This is a genomic window from Methylosinus sp. C49, assembly GCF_009936375.1.
In the GTDB taxonomy this organism is placed as follows: domain Bacteria; phylum Pseudomonadota; class Alphaproteobacteria; order Rhizobiales; family Beijerinckiaceae; genus Methylosinus.
In genome coordinates this window covers 3,821,954-3,844,153 of the sequence record NZ_AP022332.1, presented here as the reverse complement: position 1 = coordinate 3,844,153, position 22,200 = coordinate 3,821,954, and the positions used below count along the sequence as shown (strand labels likewise).

25 protein-coding genes are annotated in these 22,200 nt (G+C 67.2%); 10 read left to right on the top strand and 15 right to left on the bottom strand.

Going from position 1 to position 22,200, the window contains the following annotated elements:
• Window positions 1–377: 377 nt before the first annotated feature.
• Together GYH34_RS18135 and GYH34_RS18130 are read left to right on the top strand one after the other, a co-directional pair.
• On the top strand, window positions 378–2,006 hold the full coding sequence (locus GYH34_RS18135) for a porin (protein WP_161914773.1): 1,629 nt from the start codon (window positions 378–380) through the stop codon (window positions 2,004–2,006).
• Between the two features lie 238 nt (window positions 2,007–2,244).
• Window positions 2,245–2,472: a DUF2093 domain-containing protein gene (locus tag GYH34_RS18130; RefSeq protein WP_036294563.1), complete on the top strand. Its 228-nt coding sequence runs from the start codon at window positions 2,245–2,247 to the stop codon at window positions 2,470–2,472.
• Between the two features lie 6 nt (window positions 2,473–2,478).
• On the opposite strand, the gene lpxK is transcribed toward GYH34_RS18130, so the two are convergent.
• The 4 genes from lpxK to GYH34_RS18110 form a co-directional block, all read right to left on the bottom strand.
• Window positions 2,479–3,462 carry a tetraacyldisaccharide 4'-kinase gene (gene lpxK / locus GYH34_RS18125; protein ID WP_161914772.1) on the bottom strand — a complete coding sequence of 328 codons (984 nt, stop codon included), beginning with the start codon at window positions 3,460–3,462 and terminating at the stop codon, window positions 2,479–2,481.
• A gap of 21 nt (window positions 3,463–3,483) precedes the next feature.
• Window positions 3,484–4,761 (bottom strand): 3-deoxy-D-manno-octulosonic acid transferase, encoded by a 1,278-nt coding sequence (locus GYH34_RS18120; RefSeq protein WP_161914771.1) that lies wholly within the window; start codon window positions 4,759–4,761, stop codon window positions 3,484–3,486.
• Between the two features lie 136 nt (window positions 4,762–4,897).
• Window positions 4,898–5,146, bottom strand: coding sequence for a DUF4170 domain-containing protein (locus GYH34_RS18115; RefSeq protein ID WP_161914770.1), 249 nt, complete (start codon window positions 5,144–5,146; stop codon window positions 4,898–4,900).
• Window positions 5,143–5,961 carry a 3'(2'),5'-bisphosphate nucleotidase CysQ gene (locus tag GYH34_RS18110; protein ID WP_161914769.1) on the bottom strand — a complete coding sequence of 273 codons (819 nt, stop codon included), beginning with the start codon at window positions 5,959–5,961 and terminating at the stop codon, window positions 5,143–5,145. Before GYH34_RS18110 ends, GYH34_RS18115 begins: the two co-directional genes overlap by 4 nt.
• 240 nt (window positions 5,962–6,201) lie before the next feature.
• On the opposite strand from GYH34_RS18110, the gene GYH34_RS18105 reads away from it, so the two are divergent.
• Window positions 6,202–6,735, top strand: coding sequence for a DUF6101 family protein (locus tag GYH34_RS18105; RefSeq protein WP_244635198.1), 534 nt, complete (start codon window positions 6,202–6,204; stop codon window positions 6,733–6,735).
• Here the strand turns inward: GYH34_RS18105 and ubiA are convergent.
• The gene (gene ubiA, locus GYH34_RS18100; protein WP_161914767.1) at window positions 6,726–7,679 is read right to left on the bottom strand and encodes a 4-hydroxybenzoate octaprenyltransferase; all 954 of its coding nucleotides are present in this window, start codon (window positions 7,677–7,679) and stop codon (window positions 6,726–6,728) included. The genes GYH34_RS18105 and ubiA overlap by 10 nt on opposite strands.
• A complete protein-coding gene (locus tag GYH34_RS18095; protein WP_244635197.1) occupies window positions 7,676–8,074 on the bottom strand; it encodes a hypothetical protein in 399 nt (132 codons plus the stop codon). Before GYH34_RS18095 ends, ubiA begins: the two co-directional genes overlap by 4 nt.
• A 192-nt stretch (window positions 8,075–8,266) precedes the next feature.
• Here GYH34_RS18095 and GYH34_RS18090 point away from each other — a divergent pair, with 192 nt between their 5' ends.
• Window positions 8,267–9,010 (top strand): 16S rRNA (uracil(1498)-N(3))-methyltransferase, encoded by a 744-nt coding sequence (locus GYH34_RS18090; protein WP_161914765.1) that lies wholly within the window; start codon window positions 8,267–8,269, stop codon window positions 9,008–9,010.
• 195 nt (window positions 9,011–9,205) lie between these two features.
• On the top strand, window positions 9,206–9,511 hold the full coding sequence (locus tag GYH34_RS18085) for a hypothetical protein (RefSeq protein WP_161914764.1): 306 nt from the start codon (window positions 9,206–9,208) through the stop codon (window positions 9,509–9,511).
• A 172-nt stretch (window positions 9,512–9,683) separates the two neighbouring features.
• On the opposite strand, the gene GYH34_RS18080 is transcribed toward GYH34_RS18085, so the two are convergent.
• Window positions 9,684–11,057 carry a glutamate--cysteine ligase gene (locus GYH34_RS18080; protein ID WP_161914763.1) on the bottom strand — a complete coding sequence of 458 codons (1,374 nt, stop codon included), beginning with the start codon at window positions 11,055–11,057 and terminating at the stop codon, window positions 9,684–9,686.
• A 311-nt stretch (window positions 11,058–11,368) separates the two neighbouring features.
• Between GYH34_RS18080 and GYH34_RS18075 the strand changes: the two genes are divergently transcribed.
• Window positions 11,369–11,536: a Flp family type IVb pilin gene (locus tag GYH34_RS18075; RefSeq protein WP_018266747.1), complete on the top strand. Its 168-nt coding sequence runs from the start codon at window positions 11,369–11,371 to the stop codon at window positions 11,534–11,536.
• A 4-nt stretch (window positions 11,537–11,540) separates the two neighbouring features.
• On the opposite strand, the gene GYH34_RS18070 is transcribed toward GYH34_RS18075, so the two are convergent.
• On the bottom strand, window positions 11,541–12,221 hold the full coding sequence (locus tag GYH34_RS18070; RefSeq protein ID WP_161914762.1) for a DUF937 domain-containing protein: 681 nt from the start codon (window positions 12,219–12,221) through the stop codon (window positions 11,541–11,543).
• Window positions 12,222–12,627: 406 nt separating this feature from the next.
• On the opposite strand from GYH34_RS18070, the gene ispH reads away from it, so the two are divergent.
• Genes ispH through rnhA form a run of 3 tightly spaced genes read left to right on the top strand, consistent with a single transcriptional unit; the run spans window position 12,628 to window position 15,044 of the window.
• Entirely contained in the window at window positions 12,628–13,599 is a 972-nt protein-coding gene (gene ispH / locus GYH34_RS18065) for a 4-hydroxy-3-methylbut-2-enyl diphosphate reductase (RefSeq protein WP_161914761.1), read from the top strand.
• 33 nt (window positions 13,600–13,632) lie between these two features.
• On the top strand, window positions 13,633–14,598 hold the full coding sequence (thrB, locus tag GYH34_RS18060; RefSeq protein ID WP_161914760.1) for a homoserine kinase: 966 nt from the start codon (window positions 13,633–13,635) through the stop codon (window positions 14,596–14,598).
• Window positions 14,595–15,044, top strand: coding sequence for a ribonuclease HI (gene rnhA, locus GYH34_RS18055; RefSeq protein WP_161914759.1), 450 nt, complete (start codon window positions 14,595–14,597; stop codon window positions 15,042–15,044). Before thrB ends, rnhA begins: the two co-directional genes overlap by 4 nt.
• A gap of 112 nt (window positions 15,045–15,156) precedes the next feature.
• Here the strand turns inward: rnhA and GYH34_RS18050 are convergent, their stop codons facing one another.
• Window positions 15,157–15,963, bottom strand: coding sequence for a protein-disulfide reductase DsbD domain-containing protein (locus GYH34_RS18050; RefSeq protein ID WP_161914758.1), 807 nt, complete (start codon window positions 15,961–15,963; stop codon window positions 15,157–15,159).
• Window positions 15,964–16,227: 264 nt separating this feature from the next.
• Here GYH34_RS18050 and GYH34_RS18045 point away from each other — a divergent pair, with 264 nt between their 5' ends.
• A complete protein-coding gene (locus GYH34_RS18045; RefSeq protein ID WP_244635380.1) occupies window positions 16,228–16,785 on the top strand; it encodes a YqgE/AlgH family protein in 558 nt (185 codons plus the stop codon).
• A 65-nt stretch (window positions 16,786–16,850) separates the two neighbouring features.
• Here GYH34_RS18045 and GYH34_RS18040 read toward each other — a convergent pair whose 3' ends face one another.
• The 6 genes from GYH34_RS18040 to GYH34_RS18015 are packed head-to-tail and all read right to left on the bottom strand — an operon-like array spanning window position 16,851 to window position 22,200.
• Window positions 16,851–18,143 carry a glycosyltransferase family 2 protein gene (locus GYH34_RS18040; RefSeq protein WP_174242427.1) on the bottom strand — a complete coding sequence of 431 codons (1,293 nt, stop codon included), beginning with the start codon at window positions 18,141–18,143 and terminating at the stop codon, window positions 16,851–16,853.
• 6 nt (window positions 18,144–18,149) lie between these two features.
• Complete coding sequence (locus GYH34_RS18035; RefSeq protein WP_018266755.1) at window positions 18,150–19,331, bottom strand: glycosyltransferase; 1,182 nt, start codon at window positions 19,329–19,331, stop codon at window positions 18,150–18,152.
• Complete coding sequence (locus GYH34_RS18030; RefSeq protein ID WP_161914757.1) at window positions 19,328–20,125, bottom strand: SDR family NAD(P)-dependent oxidoreductase; 798 nt, start codon at window positions 20,123–20,125, stop codon at window positions 19,328–19,330. Before GYH34_RS18030 ends, GYH34_RS18035 begins: the two co-directional genes overlap by 4 nt.
• Window positions 20,122–20,541, bottom strand: coding sequence for a MaoC family dehydratase (locus GYH34_RS18025; RefSeq protein ID WP_161914756.1), 420 nt, complete (start codon window positions 20,539–20,541; stop codon window positions 20,122–20,124). Before GYH34_RS18025 ends, GYH34_RS18030 begins: the two co-directional genes overlap by 4 nt.
• Window positions 20,538–20,954 (bottom strand): MaoC family dehydratase, encoded by a 417-nt coding sequence (locus GYH34_RS18020; RefSeq protein WP_161914755.1) that lies wholly within the window; start codon window positions 20,952–20,954, stop codon window positions 20,538–20,540. The genes GYH34_RS18025 and GYH34_RS18020 overlap by 4 nt, the downstream gene beginning before the upstream one ends.
• Window position 20,955: 1 nt before the next feature.
• Entirely contained in the window at window positions 20,956–22,200 is a 1,245-nt protein-coding gene (locus tag GYH34_RS18015; protein WP_161914754.1) for a beta-ketoacyl-[acyl-carrier-protein] synthase family protein, read from the bottom strand.

Below are 22,200 nucleotides of genomic sequence, written 5' to 3'. Positions count from 1 at the left end.
GACGCCACATCCAGATTGTGTCGAATCGGCAACACATACGTGGAAATCCTTAAGAGGGCCCGATTCTGGCCTTGCGCAAACGGCCGATCGAAATGTAAGACAATTACATGTGATGTATCCAAAGAACATTTCGCTCCAAGAAGCTCGCCACGCGGGCATGTCTGGTGAGAATTTGGGCATCATCTAACGATGAGTAGGCAAACGGTGCAATCGTCGTGCGCCTTGCGTGTGTGGTTCGGATCCGGGAAACTTGCCGTCGACGCGAGATATTCATTTGATCACATGAATATCCCGTCCAGCGAACAGACGTCCGAGCCGCCCACGCAAAACGCCGAGCGCAGGGGGCTGAGATGAAAGAACAGAGAATCAGGTCGAAAATGGCGAGGCGGCTCTCGGGCGGCGTGGCGCTCGCCGCCTTCTGCGGGCTGCTGGGCGCTCCTGCGTCGGCGCTGGCGGACACGGCGAGCGAGATCAAGGCGTTGAAGGAGCAGCTCAAGCGTCTCGAGGCAAAGGTCGCCGATCAGGCCAAGACCAATGTCCAGGTCAAGAATGCGCTGAATTCCGCCAAGACCCTGCCCGGGCTCGTCGCCCCGCCGCCGGTGTTCGTCAGCTTCAAGAACGGCCTCTTCGTCGAGACGGAGGATCAGGCGTTCAACTTCAAGGTCGGCGGCCGCGTCCAGGCCGACGGCGGCTTCGCCAGCTCGGCGGACACCATCTCACGCAGCAACGCCGGCTTCCGCCGCGCCCAGCTCGAGGTCGAGGGCAAAGCCTATAAAAACTGGTTCTACAAGTTCCAATATGACTTCACCGGCTCCGGCGCCGCCGGCATTCGCGACGCTTTCCTCGCCTATCGCGCCAAGCTGCTGCCGGAAGAGATCACCAAGCAGCCAGTCACCTTCCAGGTGGGCAATTTCTTCGAGCCCTTCAGCCTCGAGACGGTCAGCTCGACCAAGCACATCACGTTCATCGAGCGCGCCATGACCGAAGCGCTCGCGCCGAGCCGCCATATCGGCGTCGCGGTCGGGGCGGGCGACAAGCATTGGAGCGTCAAGGGCGGCTTCTTCTCGACCAGCCCGCAGGACACGGCGACGGCGCCGCCCACTGGCGGACATCAATATTGGGACCTCGCGATGCGCGCCACCTATGCGCCGATCGTCGAGGAGGACAAGCTCCTGCACTTCGGCTCGTCCTTCCGCTATCACAAGCCCAATGACGCGACGGCGGCCACCAACGTCAACACCTATCGGCCCGGCCAGGGAACGCGCGACGAGTTCGACGTTCTGGGCGGGAGCGGCGCTCTGATCCGCGTGCCGGCGGCGCAAGACCTCACTTGCGCGGCTTCGGGAAGCCTCGCGACGGCCTCGACCGGCCTCTCGCTCCTATATTCGCCCTTCACGCTCAAGAACGGCTGCTTGAAATATTCGTACAGCTACGCTTTCGAGGCGTCCGCGGCCTATGGGCCCTTCGCCGTCCAGGCGGAATATCTCGCCTCGCAATATGAGCGCGATCCGCTCAACGCGCTGCTTCTCGGCAATGCCGGCGGATCGAGCCAGACCTATAGCGGCTATTATGTCTATGGTTCGGTGTTCCTGACCGGCGAATCGCGCGCTGCTTCCTATCGCGGCTATGACAAGAACTGGGGCTCGCCGGGCACCTTCGCCGATGTGGCGATCAAAGACCCCTTCAACAAGGGCGGCCTCGGCGCCTGGGAATTCGCCGCGCGCTACAGCGAGCTGAACCTAAACAATGGCGGTCTCGTCGATAGCAGCTATGTCTATGCGGCCGCCCTCGTCGGAAACGCCGCGCAGAAGGCGCTCGCCAACACTGCCACGCTCGGCGGACGCGAGGGCAATCTGACGCTGGCGCTGAACTGGTATCCGGTGCGCGGCGTGCGTCTTCAGGCCAATTGGACGAAGGTCCTGACGCTCTCGGCGCCCTCCGATCGCGCCTATCTCAACGGCGACCGCCCGAGCATGTTCCTGGCCCGCGCGCAAGTCTTCTGGTGAGAGCCGCCTGAAGCTGGCGATTCCTTTCGCAATGGCCGCCTACGGGCGGCCATTCGCATTTCCGGCGCTGCTTCGGCGCAGCTGTTCCAGCGACGCCGCAGTGGGCGGGAAAGCAAAACTCGGCCGACAATGTGCGATTCGGTCTTGCCAATCGCGTCACTGCTATTGAAAATTCGGCATGACCTCGTTTATTTCGTCGGTGCGCCGCTTAACCGAGCGGGCGAGACGCAGGATCCGCATGAACCGGTTCGAACGACAGCCGCAGGCCGCGGTCGAGGCCGAGGTCGAATATCGCGATGGCGACTTCCGCATTCGCCGTCCAGGCGCCTTTGTGCGCTGCGCCGTGACCGGCGAGCCCATACCGCTGGAAGAGCTCCGCTATTGGAACGTCGACCTGCAAGAGGCCTATTCGAGCACCGACGCCAAGCTCATCCGCATCGGCGTGAGCTTCCCGAAGAAGCCCTGAGCCTTCTCAATTACGCGTCAGCGCGCGGCGCAGAAGCTCGCAGAGCGTTTCTTCCTCTTCCAAGAGCAGGCCGATCGGCAGAACGTCCACGCGCGCGGCCATGTCGGGAGACAGACGCGCCGCGTCCTTTGCCGTCGTGACCAGCGTCGCGCGAAGACGCGCGGCTTCGTGCTCGAGCGCCGCCATCTCGCGCGCCGTAAAGGCGTGATGATCGGCGAAGCTTTTTCGTCCCATGATCTCGACGCCCAAAGCCTCCAGCGTCGCGAAGAATTTCTCCGGCCGCGCGATGCCCGCAAAGGCGAACGCGCGCTCGGGGAGGCGCGCGGGGAGGGGAGCAATGCGGGCGCGCAATACGGGCTTTCCCGCCGCGCTGGCATGTGCAGCTACCGCCTCTCCTGCGGCGCCCGCGCCGATGAGCACAAGTGCATCCACAGCGGCGAGCTGGCGCGCTAAGGGCGCGCGCAGCGGGCCGGCGGGCAGGCATAGCCCATTGCCGGCGCCATAGGCGCCATCGACGACCATCAACGCGAGATCGGGCTCGAGCCGCCGGCTCTGCAAGCCATCGTCCAGCGCCAGCGCCGTCGCGCCGAGATCGCGCGCGAGTCGCGCTCCGGCCGCGCGATCGACGCCGACGATGGTCGGGGCGCAGCGCGCCAGCAGCAGCGCTTCGTCGCCCGTTTCGCGCGCGGAATGAATGCTCGGATCGACGAGAAAAGGCGCGCTTCGCGTTTTGGCGCGTCCATATCCACGGGTGAGGAAGAACGGCCGCTCGCCCATTTCCGTAAGCAGAGCGGCGATGGCGAGCGCGGCCGGCGTCTTGCCGTCGCCGCCCAGCGTCGGGCCGCCGATCACGATCGTCGGAAGATCGGCGCGCTCGCCCTTCCGTGTCATATGCGCTGAAGCGATCGCGCCATAGATCGCGCCGAATGGCGCCAGAGCTTTCGCCAGCGGCGAGGCCGGCGCGCGTCGCCAGAAGTCAGGCGCGCGCATTGGCGATGCGGCGCCGCCGGCTCATTTCTGCTCCAGCGCCGATTGCGCGAGATAGGGCTCGATCGCCGCCATAATGCTCTGCGAGGCTCCGCCGAGCTTTCGCACCACCTCGGCGCCGGCGCGGCCCATCTTGCGCATACGCGAGGGGTCGGAGAGCAGAAATTGCAGCGCGCGCGCCAGCGATTCCGCATCGCTCACGCGGGCGGCGGCGCGGGCGGCGGCCAGCTCGCCATAAATATCGGCGAAATTCTCGACATGCGGTCCATGCAGGATCGCGCAGCCGAGCTTGGCCGGCTCTATCGGATTGTGCCCGCCCTCGGCGGTCAGCGATTTTCCCGTGAACACCACGCTGACGGCGCGCAGAAACAGGCCGAGCTCTCCCACCGTGTCGGCGACATAGATCTGCACGCCGCGGCGCGGCTCGCCGTCGCGCGAGCGCAGGCCCACGGCGAGGCCTTTGGCGCTGGCGAGAGCGGCGATCTCCGCGCCGCGCTCGGGCTTGCGCGGCACGATGATCGTCAGCAGCGAGGGAACCTCGCCGGAAAGCGAGAGATGCGCGTCGATCGCGATCTCCTCCTCGCCCGCATGGGTGGAGATCGCCGCCCAGACGGGGCGCGGGCCGATGGCGCCGTTGAATTCGGCGAGCCTTCCGGCGCCGACGGGCGGCGGCGGCACGTCGAATTTCAGATTGCCGCAAACGCGCACGCGCGGCGCGCCGAGGCCCAGATAGCGCGCGGCGCTCTCGGCGTTCTGCGCGAGGCAGAGATCGATCTCGCCGAACAAGCTTCGCGCGCCGCCGGGCAGTCGCCGCCAGCGCGCGGCGGAGCGGCGCGAGATGGTGGCGTTGGCGAGCACGAGCGGCAGTCGCCGCGCATGAATGGCGCGGATCATATTGGGCCACAGCTCCGACTCGGCGAAGAGCGCGATGTCGGGCCGCCAATGCTCGAGGAATCGCTCGACGAATTGCGGCGCGTCCAGCGGCAGAAATTGATGTACTGCGCCTGCCGGCAGCCGCGCCCGCAGCACTTTGGCGGAGGAGACCGTGCCCGTGGTGACGAGAACCTCGACGCCGCGCTGAATGAAGCGCTCCACCAGCGGCAGCAGGGCGAGGCTCTCGCCGAGGCTCGCGCCATGCAGCCAAACGAGCCGTCCGGCGGGGCGCTCGAGGCTCGGCGCGCCCATGCGCTCGCCGATCCGCGCGGGATCTTCCTTGCCTTGTCTCGCGCGCCAGCCGAGCGCCACGCCCGCGAGTGGCGTCAAACCGATGGTCAGCAACCGATAGATCGTCAAGACCGGCATCGACGCCCCGGTGAACTCGCCAATATTGCGACGGCCGAGCTCTCGCCGCGCCGTCCTCGAATGAAAGGGCCGATCGCGACGCCCCGGCCCATCAGGGCCGTCGGGCGCGTCGTCGATCGGCCGCGCGGAAGGAGGCTCAATTCGTCTCGGGATCGAGGAGGCTGTGCAGCTGCACGACGAAATAGCGCATATGGGCGTTGTCGACCGTCGCATGCGCTTTCGCCTTCCAGGCGGCGAGCGCCGAGGCGTTGTCCGAATAAATGCCGACGATGTCGAGCTTGGTCGGGTCGCGGAAGGCGACGCCCTGGAGGTCGATCAGCTCGCCCCCGAAAACGAGATGAAGCGCCTGCAGCGCGCCGCCGTTCTGTGTCGTCGTTTCGCTCATATCACGCCCTTGGAAACCGCCCGCGCCAGCGCGAGACTCTCGGGAAAGATCGATTGCGGCGCCGCCACCAGCATATCGCGCCGCAGCTGTGGACGATTATAGCGCAAGGGAAGCCCCTCTAGCTCGGATAGGACGCCGCCCGCCTCGGTGAGTATCACATCGGCCGCGGCAATGTCCCAGTCTTTCGAATCCGCGGAAGCGATGGTGAGATCATTGCGGCCGGAGGCGACGTCGGCGACGCGCAGAGCCAGCGACGGCGTGCGGTCCTGAACCGCGAATTTATATTCGGAGCCGGCGAAGCGCGCCGCCAAGCCGCGCGGCGCCTCCAGCCGCGCGCCCGCCAGAACGGCGCGCGCGGCGACGCGGATAGGCGCGCCATTCAGCGCCGCGCCATGGCCGGCGGCGGCGGCGAAGGTCCATTCCAGCGCCGGCGCGTGAATGACGCCGAGCGTGGGCCGTCCTTGGTCGATCAGCGCGATGGAGACCGCCCAGCGCCTGTCGCCGCGCAGAAAAGCCTGGGTTCCGTCGATCGGATCGACAACCAGCAGCCGCGGGCGAGCCAAGCGCTCCTTATTGTCGGCCGTCTCCTCGGAGAGCCAGCCGGCGTCCGGGAACAGCGCCAGCGCCGCCTCCTGCAGGAAACGGTCGACCGCCATATCCGCCTCGGTCACGGGCGAGCCGCCGTCCTTATAAGAGACGGCCGCGCTGGTCTTCTCGTCCGGGCGGAAGAAGCCCATGGCGATCTCGCCCGCTCGCCGCGCGACGGCTTCGAGCTGCGGCAGCTGAGCCGCGAAGTCGGTTGCATTGTCGGCCATTACTACAGTCGTTAAGCGAGCCGAGCCCCTCCCGCAAGGCGGTCTTTTCGGCGAATTGCCGCGAATTTCGACGATCTCGTTTGCCCGGCGCTAACCCAAAGCTCGCGAATCGGTCGAAAAGGCAATGGTTTACGGGCGATTCACCAGCCTTGTTAGCGAGCTTTGCCGCAACCGTCGCCCAACATGCGACCCATGAAACGCGAGACCAGTCGCGAAGGTCACATCTCGGGGAGCGAGCGAATGTTCGAGACCAAAGTCATGGCGGAGACGCAGCTTCAATTCGCCGTTCAGCGCGATCGGCGCGCCGACGGCGGCCAGCGCCAGGTGCGCGTCGGCCGTCGCGACATTCTGATTTCCCGGCGCTTCGCCGGAATGTCCATGATGATCAGCGTGCCGGTGCAGGCCTATCGCGGCGTTGCTCTCGACGTCGAGCCGAGCCTGGACGGCGGCGCCTCTTATCGCCTGTCGCTCGCCCATCAGGACCCTGATCTCGATGTCGTTCTCACCGAGACGGCCGATGGCGGCGCGATCTCGGCGGATTGGAAATATTGGGCGTCCTATCTCGATCTGCCGCGCCTCGCGGCGCGCGGCGGCGAGCTGGAGACGATCGATCCGCGCCTCGGCGGCGTCGCGCTGCGCGAGACGATCGCGCGCCGCAAGAACGCCACCGTCATCAAGCGCCGTCCGCGCTTCTGCGCGCGTCGCAAGCAGGGCGAAGGCGAGCGCATGGCGACGGTCTATCAGGGCGAGCGCGAGATCGTCTGCTATGAATAAGCGAGGATGGCGCTCTGCGCCGCGAGGCCGGCGAAGAGCAGCAGGCCGGCGTCGCGATTGGAGCGGAACAGCATGAGCGCCGTCTCCGGCGCGGCGGATTCGCTGGTCCGATAGACCTGCCAGCAAAAATGCGCCGCATAGGCGGCGAGGCCGATCTGCGCGAAGCCGCCGACATCGGCGGACAGCAGGGCCAGTTCCGCGAAGACGGCGGAGCCGAGATAGAGCGCGCCGACCGCGAGCCGCACGCGCGCGCCGAACAGCAGCGCCGTCGAGCGCACGCCCGCAATGGCGTCGTCGCGCTTATCCTGCAGCGCATAAATCGTGTCGAAGCCGATCGTCCACAAAATCGCCGAGGCGTAGAGGAGGACGGCCGGCAGACCGAGCCCGCCGGCGAGCGCCGTCCAGCCGAGCAGCGCGCCATAGGCGAACGCCAGCCCCAGCACCGCCTGCGGCCAGGAGGTGACGCGCTTGGCGAAAGGATAGATCAGCACGATCAGCGGCGAGGCGAAGCCGAGCGCGATGGTGAAGCCGTTGAAGGACAGAAGAACGCCGAGCCCGACGAGGCATTGCGCCACGAGAAAGGCGATCGCCGCGCGCAAGGAGACGCGGCCGCTGGCGAGCGGGCGCAGACGCGTGCGCTCCACCTTCGCGTCGATCTTGCGGTCGACGATGTCATTATAGGTGGAGCCGGCGCCGCGCATCGAGACTGCGCCGATGAAGAAGAGCAGCAGATGCCAGACATTGAGCGGCGCGCCGAGCGCCGCGGCGGCGAGCGCGCTGCCTTGCCAGCAGGGCAGCAGCAGCAGCCACCAGCCGATCGGACGATCGAGGCGGGCGAGCTGCACATAGGGACGGAGCGGGTCCGGCGCGAGGCGCCAGAGCGGATGGTCGGCGACGGCGTCGGGCAGACGCGGCTCGTCCTGAGGCCGTTCCGCAGCGCTCACAGCGGGCCGGCGGGCAGCTTCTGCGCCTGCGGGCCGATGCCGGCGGCCGCTTCTTCCTGCATTTTCTTCGCCTTGGCGGCGACCGCGCAGGCCTGGGCGGCGAAAGTCTGCGTCTTGCCGCGCGCCTGCTTGAAGCTGTCGACCATGGCGTCCGGTATGTTGCACCATTCCTTGTTCTTATCGATATAGGCGGCCATCTCGGTCTCTATGGAGACGAGCTTGCGCGCCACCGGACAGGCCGCGATCGGGTCCATCTTGCCCTTGGACGCCTTGCCGATATTGTTGAGCGTCTGAATTTGGGACATGCGCCGCTGCGACAGCTTCTGAAAGTCCTCCTGGCAGGACTGGGCCAGCGCCGTCGAAGTCCCCGCCACAGCGAGAAGAAGTCCCAACATAGGCGCGCCGGCGATCATGCCCGCAATCGCCCGCGCGTTCCGCGCGATACCGCTCCTGGCCCTCATGGCGGCGTTCCCCTTTTATGGTTTAAGCGGTCTTAGCAAGAGACTTGCGCCCCTTGCAAGCATCCGGCAGTTTCGCGGATAAAGCGGCGGCTTGATGGCGCTCCGCTCTCACCCCCGGAAAAGCACGTGTCAGTTTATGATTTCTCCGCGCAGAGGCTGTTCGTCGAGGCGCGCCTCGAGGCCGGAGCGCGTATCATTCCCGACGCCGACCGGCTCAATTATCTGTTGAATGTGCTGCGTCTGCGCGAGGGCGACGCGATCTTGCTGTTCAACGGCCGCGAGGGCGAATGGCGCGCGAGCCTCGAGGAAGTGGCCAAGCGCAAGGCGATTCTCGTCGTAAAGGAACGCCTGCGCGAGCAGACCGTCGGCGCCGATCTCCATTATTGCTTCGCGCCGCTGAAGCATGCGCGGCTCGACTATATGGCCCAAAAGGCGACGGAGATGGGCGCCGCGCGCCTCGCTCCGATCATCACCCGCCGCACCCAGGCGCGCCGCGTCAATCTGGAGCGCCTCGCCGCCAATGTGGTGGAGGCCGCCGAGCAATGCGGCGTGCTGAGCGTGCCGGAGGTGGTCGAGGAGGTCGCTTTCGAGGCCTATCTCGCCGCGCGCGCGGCGGGGCGGCTGCTCGTCTTCTGCGACGAGGACGCCGAGCACGCCGATCCCATCGCGGCTCTGCGCGCGGCGCCGGCCCATGTGGGCGTCGATGTGCTGGTCGGCCCGGAGGGGGGCTTCGCTCCCGCCGAGCGGGAGGCGATCCTCGCCGCGCCGCTCGTCGCGCGCCTTTCGCTCGGCCCGCGCATCTTGCGGGCGGACACGGCCGCCGTCGCGGCGCTGACATTGGTGCAGGCGGTTCTCGGCGATTGGCGCTGATGGCCTTGCCGAGCGACACGATCCTGCCACGATTGTTCGACCTTATTGGACCTAAGTGGTCGCCGTCGCGTGACCCCTCGCGTCGAAGCGTGCGAAGTAACGAGTTGGTAAACATCGGGCGGCAACATCGAGGGGCGCGCAAGGCGCGTCGACTCGGTTGTTGCGATGCGAGACATTTTCGAGGCTGATCTGCGAATGACCGTTTTCACCGCCGAAGCTCGCGGGCTCGACGTCCGCCGTCTTTTCGCCTGCCTATGCCTGTGCGCCGTCGTCGGCGCGCCGGCCGCGGAGGCGCAGACGACCGGCTCGATTCCCGCCGGCGGGCGCTGCGCCCGCTTTGGCGAGGGGTTCGTCCCGGTTGCCGGCTCGGATAATTGCGTGCGTCTCGGCGGCCATGTGCGCGCCGGCGATCTCGGCCCCAACTGGGGGCAGGCCGGCGTGCGGCCGATCGGCCATTCCTATGTGCGCGCGCCGAGCGCGCAGGGCCTCTACGCGCGCTGAAGGCGCGTCATTCGAACTCTAGACTCGAAGAGCCCCCTCTCTCACCCTCCCCCGCTATCGCGGGAGAGGGAAGGCGGCAAACATTGCGCGATGCTTCGATGAAGCGCGAAACCTGCTCCCTCTCTCGCGATAGCGGGGGAGGGTGAGGGAGGGGGCGAAGGCGTCGCTCCTCTTACAGCAGGCAATCCGTGAAGGCCGGATCGACCGAGCGGCCCCATCTTCCGTGATAGGCCTCGAGCCGCTGCTGGGCCAAGGTGCGGCCCGTCTCGGCGATCTCCTCCAGCGGCGCGAGATAGATGGTCTCGTCGCGGCCTTGCGCATCCAGCTTCGCCCGGCGGGCGAGGCCGCCGCGGGCCAGAGCCAGCATATCGCGCGCAATGTCGAGCGCCCGGCGTCCGCCGATGCGCGCCTCCAGCGCGAGGCGGGGAACATCGGCGCGCAGCGCCTCGCGCTCCTCGGCGCTCCAGCCCTCGATCAGCGCGAGAGCGCCGTCCAGCGCCGCGCGATCGTAGAAGAGGCCGACGAAGAGCGCCGGCAGAGCGGTCATGTGGGAGCGCGGCCCGCCATCGGCGCCGCGCATCTCGAGATAGCGCTTCAGCCGCGCCTCCGGGAAGATGGCGCCGAGGTGATTGGCCCAGTCCGACATTGTCGCGCGCTCGCCCGGCAAAGCGGCGAGCTTGCCGTCCAACAGGTCGCGGAAGCTGGCGCCGGCGACGTCGTGATAGACCTCGCCGCGCTTCACGAAATAGAGCGGCACGTCGAGCGCGTAATCCACATAGCGCTCGAAGCCCATGCCGGGCTCGAAGGCGAAGGGCAGCATTCCCGTGCGGTCGCCGTCGGTGTCGCGCCAGATCTCTGAGCGCTGCGACAGAAAGCCGGTCGGCTCGCCGTCGATGAAGGGCGAATTGGCGAAGAGCGCCGTGACCATCGGCTGCAGCGCCAGGCCGACGCGCAGCTTGTCGACCATATCTTTCTCGGACGTATAGTCGAGATTGACCTGAATGGTCGCCGTGCGGAACATCATGTCGAGACCGAGCGAGCCGACCTTCGGCATATAGGCGGCCATGATCCCATAGCGCTGCTTGGGCATCGCCGGGGTCTCGCTGCGCCGCCACTTCGGGCTCGCGCCGAGATCGAGGAAGGATATGCCGAAACGGCGCGCCACCGGCTCCAGCGCCGCGAAATGGACGTCGAGCTCGGCCTTCGTTCCATGGACAGTGGGCAGCGGCGCGCCGGAGAGCTCGAACTGACCACCCGGCTCCAGAGATATGGCTCCTATGCCATGCGGATCGAAGAGGCCGATGATCGCCTCGCGGTCGGTGATCGGCTCCCAGCCGAGCGCCGCGCCCAGCCCTTCCAGCAGATCCTTTATGCCGCCGGCCGGCGACGTATAGGGAACCGGCGCGCGGCTCTCGCCGAAAAACGCGATCTTCTCATGTTCTGTCCCGACGTTGAGGTCGTCGGGCGTCTTAACGCCGGCCTCGAACCACTCCACGAGCGCATTGCGCGACGTGATCGGCGTCGTATCGTTTACGTCGCGAGCCATCAGCAACTTTCAGTGAGGACCGGCGCAGCGGTCCATATAGGTCGACTTCCCTTTCGGCGGGCGCGAAAGGGCGGGCGCGAACCACAGCGCTTCCGGCATGGGCGCCGAAGCAATATGCGTTCCGGCTGCTGAATTGGCGGAAAAGCCGCCCGCGCGCAAGACCGCCCCGCCGCCCGCGGCGCCGGGGCGGCGGCTGGCTTAACGCTTTCGAGACGAATTAAGCTTACGTTTCTATTACCGAGACGGCCGCGTTTTCGTCCCCTGAGACGCGACGTCGGCCACCCGGCCGGACCGCTCGAGGAATTTGATCCATGCCGAATTGCCTGCGACGATTTCTGGCCGACGAGAGCGGAGCGACCACACTCGAATATGCGATGATTGGCTTTTTTCTCTCGATCGTGATCCTGGCGGCGACGCGCATCATCGGCACCAAGCTCTCGGCGGCCTATTATCTGCCCGTCGCCAATAATCTGACCTGAGCCGTCAGCCCTTCGCCGAGGCGAAGATCCGTCCCAGCAATTCGTCGAGCCCGGCCTGCTGCTCGGCGCCGGCGGCGGGCGCGAGCGTTTCGCGGATTTTCGTCAGCGCGGCTTCGAGCGCGTCCACGGGCTCGGCTGGCGGGGCCGCCTGCGGCTGCGCGGCCGGCTTGGTCCCGAACAAAGTTCCAAAAAGCGCGCTCAACCAGCCGCCCGAGGGCGCGGGCGCCGGCGCCGGCGTGGGAGCCGGGGGCTCGGCGGCGCTCTGACGCTCTAGCGTCGAGCCGAGGCCGCCGGCGGCGACGGAGACGAGAACCGGCAGCAGGCGCTGCAGCACATCGGCGCGCAGGCCGCTGTCGCGCGCGACGAATTGCGAGACCTCGCCGGCGGCCGAGGCGGAGCCGAAGAGATGCGCGACAATGGCGTCGCCGCCCTCGACGCTGGCCTGCGAATGGGCCTCCTCGGCGCTCTCGAAAGCGGCGCGATGAGCGGAATCATTGGCGGCGTCGAGGACGGGGCGCAGCGAATCGGGCTCTTCGGCCGCCTTGCGCAGCGCCGCGACCAGCGCCGGCAGCAGCGATTCGACCGCCGATCGCGTCTGCCAGGACGCGAGGCCGAAGCGATCGGAGAGATTTTCGATGATCTGGCCGCCTTGAGCGGACTGTATTATATCGACGATATTCGACATATTCGCCCCCGTCCCCTCGATGGGCCGCGAGACACTCCGGCATTGGCGCGGCCAGTCTTCGTCGATCGCCTGTGTAGCAGATTTTTCGGCAGGCCGCGAGGGAGTGTGCCAGGGCGATCGGGTGAACGAGAGTGGCGTCGGGGGAGGCGTTTCCACCTCCCCCTCGAGGGGGGAGGTCGAGCGCTGAAGGCGATCGGGAGGGGGTGAACGCCCGAGTCTTTCGCGTTGAACCCCACCCCGGATGGCTTCGCCATCCGACCCTCCACCTAAAGGGTGAACGCGCCCCTTTCGGCGTTCGCCTCTACCTGTTGTTGGCGCGGACCCTCGGCTTGACACCTTTCCCTATGCGGGACACACAAAGCGGCGCGCTTCGGCCGCCCCCTTTTCGATCGAGAGGCGCTAGAGGATGAATATTCAGCATCGCCCGTCGTCAAAGCCGCCGTTGAAGATTCTGCTGTGCTCGCCGCGGGGCTTTTGCGCCGGCGTCGTGCGCGCGATCGACGCGGTGGAGCGGGCGCTCGCCAAATTCGGCCCGCCCGTCTATGTGCGGCACGAGATCGTCCATAATCGCTATGTGGTCGAGGCGCTGAAGGCCAAGGGCGCGATCTTCGTCGAGGAGCTGGAGGAGGTGCCGGACACCAAGGCGCCGGTGATTTTCTCCGCCCATGGCGTCGCCAAATCCGTTTCCGCCGAGGCGGCCTCGCGCAATCTTCTGGCGATCGACGCCACCTGCCCGCTGGTGACGAAGGTGCATCGCGAGGCGGAGATTCATCACAAGCGTGGGCGAAAAGTGCTGCTCGTCGGCCATTCCGGCCACCCGGAAGTGGTGGGTACAATGGGCCAGCTGCCGCCGGGCGCGGTGGTGCTGGTCGAATCGGTCCAGGCGGTGGCAGAGCTGCGGCTCGAGGATGTGGCCGATCTCGCCTATGTGACGCAGACTACTCTGTCGCTCGACGATTCGCAGGAGATCGTCAGCGCGCTGACGCGGCGCTTCCCGCAGATCGTCGGCCCGCACAAGGAGGACATCTGCTATGCGACCACCAATCGCCAGGGAGCGGTCAAGCAGGTCGCGCCGCAGGTCGATGCGGTGATCGTGGTCGGCTCGCCCAATTCCTCCAACTCGCAGCGCCTGCGCGAGGTGGCGGAGCGCGCCGGCGCGCCCGCCCAGCTCGTCCAGGGCCGCAGCGAGATCGACTGGAGCATGTTCACCGGCATAGGCTCGCTCGGCATCAGCGCCGGCGCCTCGGCGCCAGAGGTGCTCGTCGAGGAGATCATGGAGGCTTTCGCCGAGCGCTATGAGATCTCGGTCGAGACCGTGTCCGCCGCGCTGGAGGATGTCGCCTTCCCGCTTCCCAAGGAGCTGCGCGCGCACGCTTGATGCGCCCGGCTTTTCTCCAACCGCGCGGAACTCATGGCCGTCTACACGGAAGTCGACGACGAGGAGCTGATCGGCTTTCTCGCCGGCTACGACCTCGGCGCGCTCTTGTCTTGCAAGGGCATCGCCGAAGGGGTCGAGAACTCCAATTATTACCTGCATACGAGCGCCGGCAGCTTCATCCTCACCCTCTATGAGAAGCGCGTCGCCGAGGCCGATCTGCCCTTCTTCCTGGGGCTGATGGAGCACCTCTCCGCCAAGGGCCTCGGCTGCCCGCAGCCGGTGCGCGACCGCGCCGGCGCGGCGCTGGGGCGGCTCGCGGACCGGCCGGCGGCGATCGTCACCTTTCTCGACGGCTATTCCATCCATCATCCCGAGCCCGCCCATTGCGCGCGGCTCGGCGAGGCGCTGGCGCAGCTGCATCTGGCGGGCGCGGATTTTCCGCTGCGCCGCGCCAACGCCCTATCGGTCGGCGGCTGGCGGCCGCTCTATGCGCCTTTTTCCGCCCGCGCCGGCGAGGTGGCGGAGGATTTGAGCGCGATCGTCGCCACAGAGCTGGAGACGCTGGAGCGCGACTGGCCCCGCGGCCTGCCGGAGGGGGTGATCCACGCCGATCTCTTCCCGGACAATGTGTTCTTCCTCGGCGATCGCGTCTCCGGCCTCATCGATTTCTATTTCGCTTGCGTCGATTCGCTGGCCTATGATCTCGCCATCTGCCTCAACGCTTGGTGCTTCGACGCCGCCGGAAGCTATGACGCCGAAAAGGGCGCCGCGCTGCTGGAGTCTTACACGCGCGCGCGGCCGTTGACGGCGGCAGAGGCGGAGGCGTTTCCGCTGCTCGCGCGCGGCGCGGCCCTGCGCTTTCTGCTGACGCGCTTCGTCGATTGGCTGAATGTGCCGCCGGGCGCGCTGGTGAGGCCCAAGGACCCGCGCGAATATCTCGCCCGCCTGCGCTTCCACCGGACGATCGGCTCCGCGCGCGACTATGGCCTCGGCGCATGAGCGGGCGCGTCGCCATTTGGACGGATGGAGCCTGCTCCGGCAATCCCGGCCCCGGCGGCTGGGGCGCGATTCTGCGTTTCGGCGAGCGCGAGAAGGAGATTTGCGGCGGCGAGACGGGGACCACCAACAACCGCATGGAGCTGACCGCCGCGATCGAGGCGCTGGAAGCGCTGACGCGGCCCTGCAATGTCGATCTGCACACGGATTCGCAATATTTGCGCGACGGGATCACCTCCTGGCTGAAGGGCTGGAAGGCGCGCGGCTGGAAGACGGCCGACCGCAAGCCGGTCAAGAATGTCGATCTGTGGACGCGTCTCGACGTTGCGACCGAGCGTCACGAGATCGCCTGGCATTGGGTGCGCGGCCACGCCGGCGACGAGATGAACGAGCGCGCCGACGCTCTCGCCCGCAAGGGCATGGCGCCGTTTCAGACGAAAACGCGCTGAATGTGTCCGGCCCCCTTGTCGGATGAGACTCTAAATACCAAGTCAGTGGGGCAGAACTCTTCTTCTCACTGGGCGCGGCCTCGGGGCCGCGCCCTTCTTATTTTTTGGGCCCTCAATCCAGCTTCAGCGGCAGCTCCACCCCGCCCTTTTCGGTGCGGATCGTCGCGCGGGCTTCGATGGCGCCCTGCTGCTTTCCTTCGCCGAGCTTCAGCTCGAACCCGCCTTTTCCATCGGCCGCGCTGTCGATGATGTAGGGCTCTGGCGCCTCGATGAAGACATCCGCGGCCTTGCCCGGCCCGAGATAGCGCAGCCGCCAGGCGCCTGCGCCGGCCCTCGCGATCTCCACGATTTTCTGCGCCTCGCCGGCGCCGATCGGCCGGGGAACCAAAGTCTCCGCCGCCGCCAGCCGCTCCGCGAAGGGCGAGGCGCCCGCCTGCGGCAGCGCCAAGGAGAGCTTCGCCTTGGCAGGCAGGCAGATTTGCGCGCAGGCGGCGTAGTCCAGCGCCAGCTTCAGCACGACGGGCGCGCCCGTCTTTTTCGCGGTGACGCGCAGCGGAAAAACCAGGCTCTCGTCATAGCCGGCGACCGTCATTCCGGCCTCGGCGATATGCTTGGGCGCGGGATAGAGCGTCTCCACGGCGGCGACATTCTCAGAGCCCGAGAAATCGAGGACGGGCGGCGCGCCGGCGTCGCCGGGGCTGCGCCAATAGGTGACGGTTCCCGGATCGAGCGCGATCTCGACGCCCAGGCGATAGACGCCGCCGCTCGGCGCGCCGGCCGAGAGGAGACGGGCAGCCGAATGCGCGGCGCGGGCGAAGGGGGTGGCGAAGTCGGCGTCCTGCGCCGCCGCCGGCCCGGCGAGCGAGGCCAGCGCGAGCGAGGTCGCGGCGAGCGCCGCCGCCAGGTTTCGTGAATGCATTTCGAGGTCCTCGGGGCGCCCCCCGCGCCGGTTTTTACGTCGTCGAACGGCGCTTGTTATGCGTTTGCGCCGCGCGTAGTATGAGACCCTATGAGCCCGCTCGGCAAGAAACAAGGCCTCGAGAAATCGGCCGCCCGCGCAGCCCGGCGGTCGGCGGGCTCGCGCGTCGCCGGCTCCTCGGTTCCGATCATCCGCGGTCCCGAGGCGGGGCGCGAGACGGGCGCGGGCTCCAAATCTTCCGGCAGGCGCTATCTCGACGGGCAGATGCTGGTGGCGATGCCCGGAATGGTCGACGAGCGTTTCGCGCGCTCGGTCATCTATCTCTGCGCCCATTCGGAAGACGGCGCCATGGGCATTGTCGTCAATCAGCCCTCGCAGGTCCGCAATTTCCCCGATCTTCTGGTGCAGCTGCAGATCATCGCGCCGCAGGAGCGCATCAGCCTGCCCAAGGAGACCGAGACGATCCAAGTGCTGCAGGGCGGCCCGGTGCAGACCGACCGCGGCTTCGTGCTGCATTCCTCGGATTTCTTCATCGACAATTCGACGCTGCCGATCGACGATGGCGTGTCCTTGACCGCCACCATCGACATTCTGCGCGCCATCGCCTCCGGCGAGGGACCAAATCAGGCGCTGCTGGCGCTGGGCTACGCCGGCTGGGACCCTGGCCAGCTCGAGAATGAGATCCAGCACAATGGCTGGCTCAACTGCCCGGCCGACCCCGCCATATTGTTCGACACCGATCTCGAGTCGAAATATGCGCGCGCCCTGCGCCTCATCGGCATAGATCTGGCGCGGCTGTCCTCGGCCGCGGGACATGCGTGAAAATCAGCGAATAGCGGGTAGCGAGTAGCGAGTAGTAAGGTTTTCTACTCACTACCCGCTCTATCTCACTCCGCTTCCTGGATCGTCGCCGTCGTCACTTCGGTCTTCGGCGTGCGCTTGAAGGTGGATTTGCGGCCGCGCATCGTCTGCAGGATCTTCGCGCCATTGGAGAAGGCGAGATAGATCATCAGCGGCGGCACCGAGACCATGGTCTTCACATAATCGGTCAGCGAGCCGCGCTTCAGCGCCAGATAGGGCAGAAGCGTGAAGCCGAGCACGACGACCAGCGTCTCGAGGAAGATGAATTCCAGCACCGGCAGATAGGGCGCCAGCGAGCCGCGCAGGATCACGCCGAGCAGCAGGCAGATGAGGCCGATCGCCGCCGTCGGGAAGAAGATTTGATGCACGATGAGCACGATCGCGGCGACGCGGCGGGTCAGCGACCAAGGCGCGTTCCACAGCGGCAGAACGGTCTTTTGCGCCACTTGCACGAAGCCGTTGGACCAGCGGCGCTGCTGGCGGCGATAGTCGCGCAGGCCTTCCGGCACCTGGCCGGGAATGGGCGGCTCGGAAACGAAGATGCCATGCCATCCGCCGAGCGCCGCGCGCACGGTGAGATCCAAATCCTCGCACAGCGAGTAATCGGACCAGCCGCCGGCGGCCTCGATCGTCTGGCGGCGCCAGATACCGCCGGTGCCGTTGAATTGGAACAGCCAGCCGGCGAGCGCGCGCGTGCGCTGCTCGACGAGGAAATGGCCGTCCTGCACGAGACCTTGCGCCCGCGTCAGCCAATTCTTGCGATAATTGGAGAATTCGCAGCGCGATTGCACGAAGCCGGCGCGATCGTCCTTCACCAGCAGCGGCACGGTGCGGCGCAGCCAGTCGGCCGGCGGACGGAAATCGGCGTCCAGCATGGCGATATAGGGCGCGTCGAAGAGCTTCAGCCCCTCGGCGCAGGCGCCGGCCTTGAAGCCGGAGCGATCGGCGCGGCGCACATGATGAATGTCGACGCCTCTGGCGCGCAGCTCGATCGCCACCGCCTCGGCGCGCACGGGCGTCTCGTCGGTCGAATCGTCGAGCAGCTGAATATGCAGCCGGTCCTTGGGCCAATCGAGCTCGGCGACGCAGCGCAGCGCCTGCTCCGTTACCTCGGCCTCGTTGAAGACGGGGATCTGCAGCAGCACATGCGGCAGCTCATCCTCGGGCAGGACGACGGCCTCGGGATCGCGCGCGCCGCGCAATTGATCGAAGAGGAAGCGGGCGATGATCGCGACGAAGCCGGCGCCGATCAGGATCATGATCAGCGCCGCGACGAGCCAGACGCTATCGACGAGAAACTGCAGAAGAGCGAGGATCAAGCGGTTTTATCCTTCTTCCTTCGCGACTTGCGGCTCCGTCGCGGCGGCCGCCTCGCCGCAGGAGCGCGTGTCGATCGTCGTCCTGGCCCAGACGACCTTGGTGGCTGTCCAAGCGTGCAGCCACACTGCGAACATCAACGCCTCGCGCGTCAGAAAAATCACCGGCGCGGACCAAGATACCTTCCACCCCTTGGCGATGGAAAGCAGCGTCTCCGAGCTTAGCCACAGACCAAAAGTGACGGTCAAGGCCGTCATCGGCGTCACGCCGGCGAGCGGCGAGCCGATCGCCGCCGCCGCGAAGGCCGGCAGCGCCTGGCAGAAGGGCTCGGCCAGGAAGGAGAGGATCTCGTCGTCGCGGCGCACCACGCTCCAGCGCAATTGCCGATTATAGACGTCGCGGAGATCGCGCTCGCCCAATTCCTGGCGCACCAGCCGATGCGAGAAGACGGTGCGAAGCTTGATGCGGCCCAGCGCCTTGGCGGTGGCGTTGTCCTCGCCCACCGTATGGGCGATGGCCGCAAAGCCGCCGGCGCGCAGAAAATCGCTGCGGCGAAACAGCATGATCTTGCCGACGCCGAAGCCGCCGCCGAGCGCGGAGGCCGCGAACAGCATCCGCTGATGCGGGCCGTTCATTATGCCGGCCTCGACCAGAGCGGCGAAATTCTCCGGCCGCGCCGCATAGGGAATGGCGCAGACCATGCCGACGCCGGGCTTCAAATGGCGCATCGTCTCGGAAAGGTCGTCCGGCTCCAGCACGATGTTGGAGTCCTTCATGAAGATCACATCGTTGCGCGCCGCATTGACGGGCGCGAAGAGATTGTCGACCTTGGGACTCGCGGCGAAACGCGCGGTGGAGTGGAGAATGCGCGACTCGATCTGCGGGTGACGCGCGAAAATGTCGCGCATCGCCGCTATGGCGGGGGAGTCCGCCTCCGTCGCCGAGGCCAGCGCCTCCAATTGTGGATAAGTCTGCGCGAGCGCCGATTCTTGAGCGCGCTCGAAGCTCTGGTCCAGCATTTTCACCGGCAGGACGAGCGAGACGGGCGGCTGCTCCCGGCTGGTTCCGCGCATGGCGACGAGCCAGGGATGGATGAGCGCCGCCGTCACCGAGAGAAGCAGCAGCAAGGCGGAGCAGGCCCAGAACACAGCCGACAGAACGACGAGCGAAGACAAGATGCTGTCGATCACGGCTTCTCCCGTTCATGGGTCTGAGGCACGGACACTTCGAAGAGCCGCATGACCGAATCGACAGTGCGGGGCGGCAGCATCGCAAACAGCTTCATCGCATAATAGACGAAGAGCGGAAAGGCGATCACCGCCGCACGTCTGTCCAGACCGCGCATGATGATCTCCGCCGCTTTCTCGTCGCTGACCTTGCCGGCCTGCCACGCTTGCAGCTTGTCGGTCATCGGCGTCGCCACGAAGCCGGGGACGATCAGGCTCACATGCACGCCATGCGGGGCGAGCGCGCCGCGCAGCGAATCCGCATAGAGGTGAACCGCCGCCTTGCTGGCGCAATAGGCGGGCGAATAGGGCAGGCCGCGCAGCCCGGCCATGGAGCCCACGACGGCAATCTGCCCGCGTCCCCGGGCCGTCATCACGTCGATGGCGGGCTCCACCGTGTTGAACACGCCGAGCACATTGATCGACAGCGTTCCGCGCACGGCCTCGGGATCCTCGGCGATCTGGCCGCGGGAGAGGCCGGTGGAGACGCCGGCGTTGGCGATGACGAGATCGAGCGGCTCGCGCGCATCCGCCGCGGCGATGCGCTCCGCCATTGCGGCGCGGTCGCGCACATCGGCGATGGAGACGTCCACCTCGGCGCCCTTGGCCCGGCAGTCGGCGGCGACCGCCTCCAGCCGCGCGGCGTCGCGGCCGAAGAGGGCGAGGCTGCGCCCCTCCTGCGCATAGCGCAGCGCCAGCGCGCGGCCGATGCCGCTGGACGCGCCGGTGACGAGAATGCGCCGCGCCCCGCGCTTCACCGGCGGAGCTTTCGCGGCAGGGTCATCAGCGCCTCGCCGACGATCGCCGGCGCGCGCGTTTCGCCATAGGCCAGAAGTCGCAAGAACACTCCCTCCTCGGGGGATGAGCGCAGCACGCGGGCGGTGAGCGTCACCGCCTCGCCGCGCAGCACCGGCTGCACGAATTTGCCGGAGAGCCGCGCCAGAAACAGATCGCGCCGCCAGGCGCTGAGCAGCGGCTCGAAGGCGGCGAGAAGCTTCATGCCATGGACCGGCGGCGCGGGAAAGCCGATGGCGCGCGCGAGAGCATCGTCGAGATGCAGCGGATTGGCGTCGCCCGAGGCCTCCGCATAGGCGGTGAGCGCGGCGGCGTCGAAGGGGCCGATCCGCCAGTCCGGCAGGCGTTCGCCGACCGCGGGCAGATAGGCGCCGCTCACGGGGCGCTCCCGAGGCCCGCCGGGCGCGGCACGAGGCGCAGAAGCGTCTCGGCGTGCAGGCGCGGCTCGCCGCCGATCGTCGTGAGGTTGCCGTTGACGGCGAGGCGCGGCGGCTCCGCCTCGCGGCGCATGGAGACCGTCAGATCATAGCTTTCGCCGACGCGCAGCGGCGCGAAATAATGGAAGCTCTGCGACTCGTGCACCGCAACCACATTGGCGTCCGCCAAAAAATCGCGGATCGCGATCTCGATCTCCTCGGCCGTCATCCACACGGTGGGAAAGGCGACCGGCACGATCTTCTCGAGCGTGTCGGGAAAGCCGGTCTCGCGGCGGTAGCGCGCGATGCGCTCCTCATCCGCCACGACGCGCAGCGGGCCGATCCGCGCATCGCCGCTCTCGGACGATTCGGCCATCTCAAGCCTCTCCCGCGAGCGCGCGCACGATCAGCACCGCGTTGATGCCGCCAAAGGCGAAGGAGTTGGACATGGCCGTGCGAATCTCGACGCGGCGCGCCTCATTGGGCACGGCGTCGATCGGGCAGCGCGGATCGAAATCGAGGAAATTGATGGTCGGTGGCGCGATCTGCTCCTGCAGCGCGCGGATCGTCAGCGCCAGCTCGAGCCCGGCGCTGGCGCCCAGAGCGTGGCCATGGATCGGCTTGGTCGAGGAGACCGGCAGACGCCCCGCGCGCTCGCCGAACACGCGGCCGATGGCGGCGGCCTCGGTGACGTCATTGGCGTGGGTCGCCGTGCCATGGGCGTTGAGATAGTCGATCGCCTCCGGCCCGAGGCCGGCGTCGGCGAGGGCCGCCTGCATCGCGCCGATCATCCCGTCGAGATCGGGCCGCACGAAATCCTTGGCGTCGCTCGTCGTGCCATAGCCGGCGAGCTCGCAGAGCGGCGCATGGCCGCGCTTTTGCGCCGATTCCAGCGTCTCCAGCACGAAGACCGCGGCGCCTTCGCCGAGGCTCATGCCGTTGCGGCCCATGGAGAAGGGCCGGCAGAAATCCGGCGTCATCACCCGCAGCCCTTCCCAGGCGCGAATGGTGCCGTTGATGACGCAGGCCTCGGCGCCGCCGACGATGGCGCGATCCATCAGGCCGAAGCGGATCATCTGCGCGCCGAGACCCACCGCCTGGCTCGCCGAGGAGCAGGCGCTGCCGAGCGCGAAGGTCGGGCCATTGGCGGAATAGCGCATTCCGAGCGTCGTCGGCGCGGCGCTCGGAATAAGGCGCGGGACGCTGAACGGATCGGGCCTGATGCGCTCCTGATAGTAATGGCGCAGGCCATTGTCGATCGTCGTCATCCCGCCGATGCCGGAGCCGACGATGACGCCGACGCGCGGGCCGGAGAGCTCCTCGCGCGCAAAGCCGGCCTGAGCGACGGCCTCATCGGCGGCGACCAGCGTGAATTGCGTGAAGGGGTCGCAGAAGGTGAGAAGCGCCTTCTCGAGATATTGCGACGGATCGAAGCCGGGAACCTGCGCCGCGATCCTGATGCGGCCGTCATAGGGATATTCGGTCACGAGAGGCCGGATTTGCGAGACTCCGTCCCGGGCCGCCGTCCACAGCGCCGCGGCGCCGACGCCCGCCGCCGAGACGGCGCCCATGCCCGAAATCACCACCCGACGCTCGCCGACGCCCCCGGACGAAGCGGCCAT

Bases quoted from the DNA above. Each gene is read 5' to 3' on its own strand.
- GYH34_RS18135 (WP_161914773.1), top strand. From the start codon at position 378: ATGGCGAGGCGGCTCTCGGGCGGCGTGGCGCTCGCCGCCTTCTGCGGG.
- GYH34_RS18130 (WP_036294563.1), top strand. From the start codon at position 2,245: ATGAACCGGTTCGAACGACAGCCGCAGGCCGCGGTCGAGGCCGAGGTC.
- lpxK (WP_161914772.1), bottom strand. From the start codon at position 3,462: ATGCGCGCGCCTGACTTCTGGCGACGCGCGCCGGCCTCGCCGCTGGCG.
- GYH34_RS18120 (WP_161914771.1), bottom strand. From the start codon at position 4,761: ATGCCGGTCTTGACGATCTATCGGTTGCTGACCATCGGTTTGACGCCA.
- GYH34_RS18115 (WP_161914770.1), bottom strand. From the start codon at position 5,146: ATGAGCGAAACGACGACACAGAACGGCGGCGCGCTGCAGGCGCTTCAT.
- GYH34_RS18110 (WP_161914769.1), bottom strand. From the start codon at position 5,961: ATGGCCGACAATGCAACCGACTTCGCGGCTCAGCTGCCGCAGCTCGAA.
- GYH34_RS18105 (WP_244635198.1), top strand. From the start codon at position 6,202: ATGTTCGAGACCAAAGTCATGGCGGAGACGCAGCTTCAATTCGCCGTT.
- GYH34_RS18095 (WP_244635197.1), bottom strand. From the start codon at position 8,074: ATGTTGGGACTTCTTCTCGCTGTGGCGGGGACTTCGACGGCGCTGGCC.
- GYH34_RS18085 (WP_161914764.1), top strand. From the start codon at position 9,206: ATGACCGTTTTCACCGCCGAAGCTCGCGGGCTCGACGTCCGCCGTCTT.
- GYH34_RS18080 (WP_161914763.1), bottom strand. From the start codon at position 11,057: ATGGCTCGCGACGTAAACGATACGACGCCGATCACGTCGCGCAATGCG.
- GYH34_RS18075 (WP_018266747.1), top strand. From the start codon at position 11,369: ATGCCGAATTGCCTGCGACGATTTCTGGCCGACGAGAGCGGAGCGACC.
- GYH34_RS18070 (WP_161914762.1), bottom strand. From the start codon at position 12,221: ATGTCGAATATCGTCGATATAATACAGTCCGCTCAAGGCGGCCAGATC.
- ispH (WP_161914761.1), top strand. From the start codon at position 12,628: ATGAATATTCAGCATCGCCCGTCGTCAAAGCCGCCGTTGAAGATTCTG.
- thrB (WP_161914760.1), top strand. From the start codon at position 13,633: ATGGCCGTCTACACGGAAGTCGACGACGAGGAGCTGATCGGCTTTCTC.
- rnhA (WP_161914759.1), top strand. From the start codon at position 14,595: ATGAGCGGGCGCGTCGCCATTTGGACGGATGGAGCCTGCTCCGGCAAT.
- GYH34_RS18050 (WP_161914758.1), bottom strand. From the start codon at position 15,963: ATGCATTCACGAAACCTGGCGGCGGCGCTCGCCGCGACCTCGCTCGCG.
- GYH34_RS18045 (WP_244635380.1), top strand. From the start codon at position 16,228: ATGCTGGTGGCGATGCCCGGAATGGTCGACGAGCGTTTCGCGCGCTCG.
- GYH34_RS18020 (WP_161914755.1), bottom strand. From the start codon at position 20,954: ATGGCCGAATCGTCCGAGAGCGGCGATGCGCGGATCGGCCCGCTGCGC.
- GYH34_RS18015 (WP_161914754.1), bottom strand. From the start codon at position 22,200: ATGGCCGCTTCGTCCGGGGGCGTCGGCGAGCGTCGGGTGGTGATTTCG.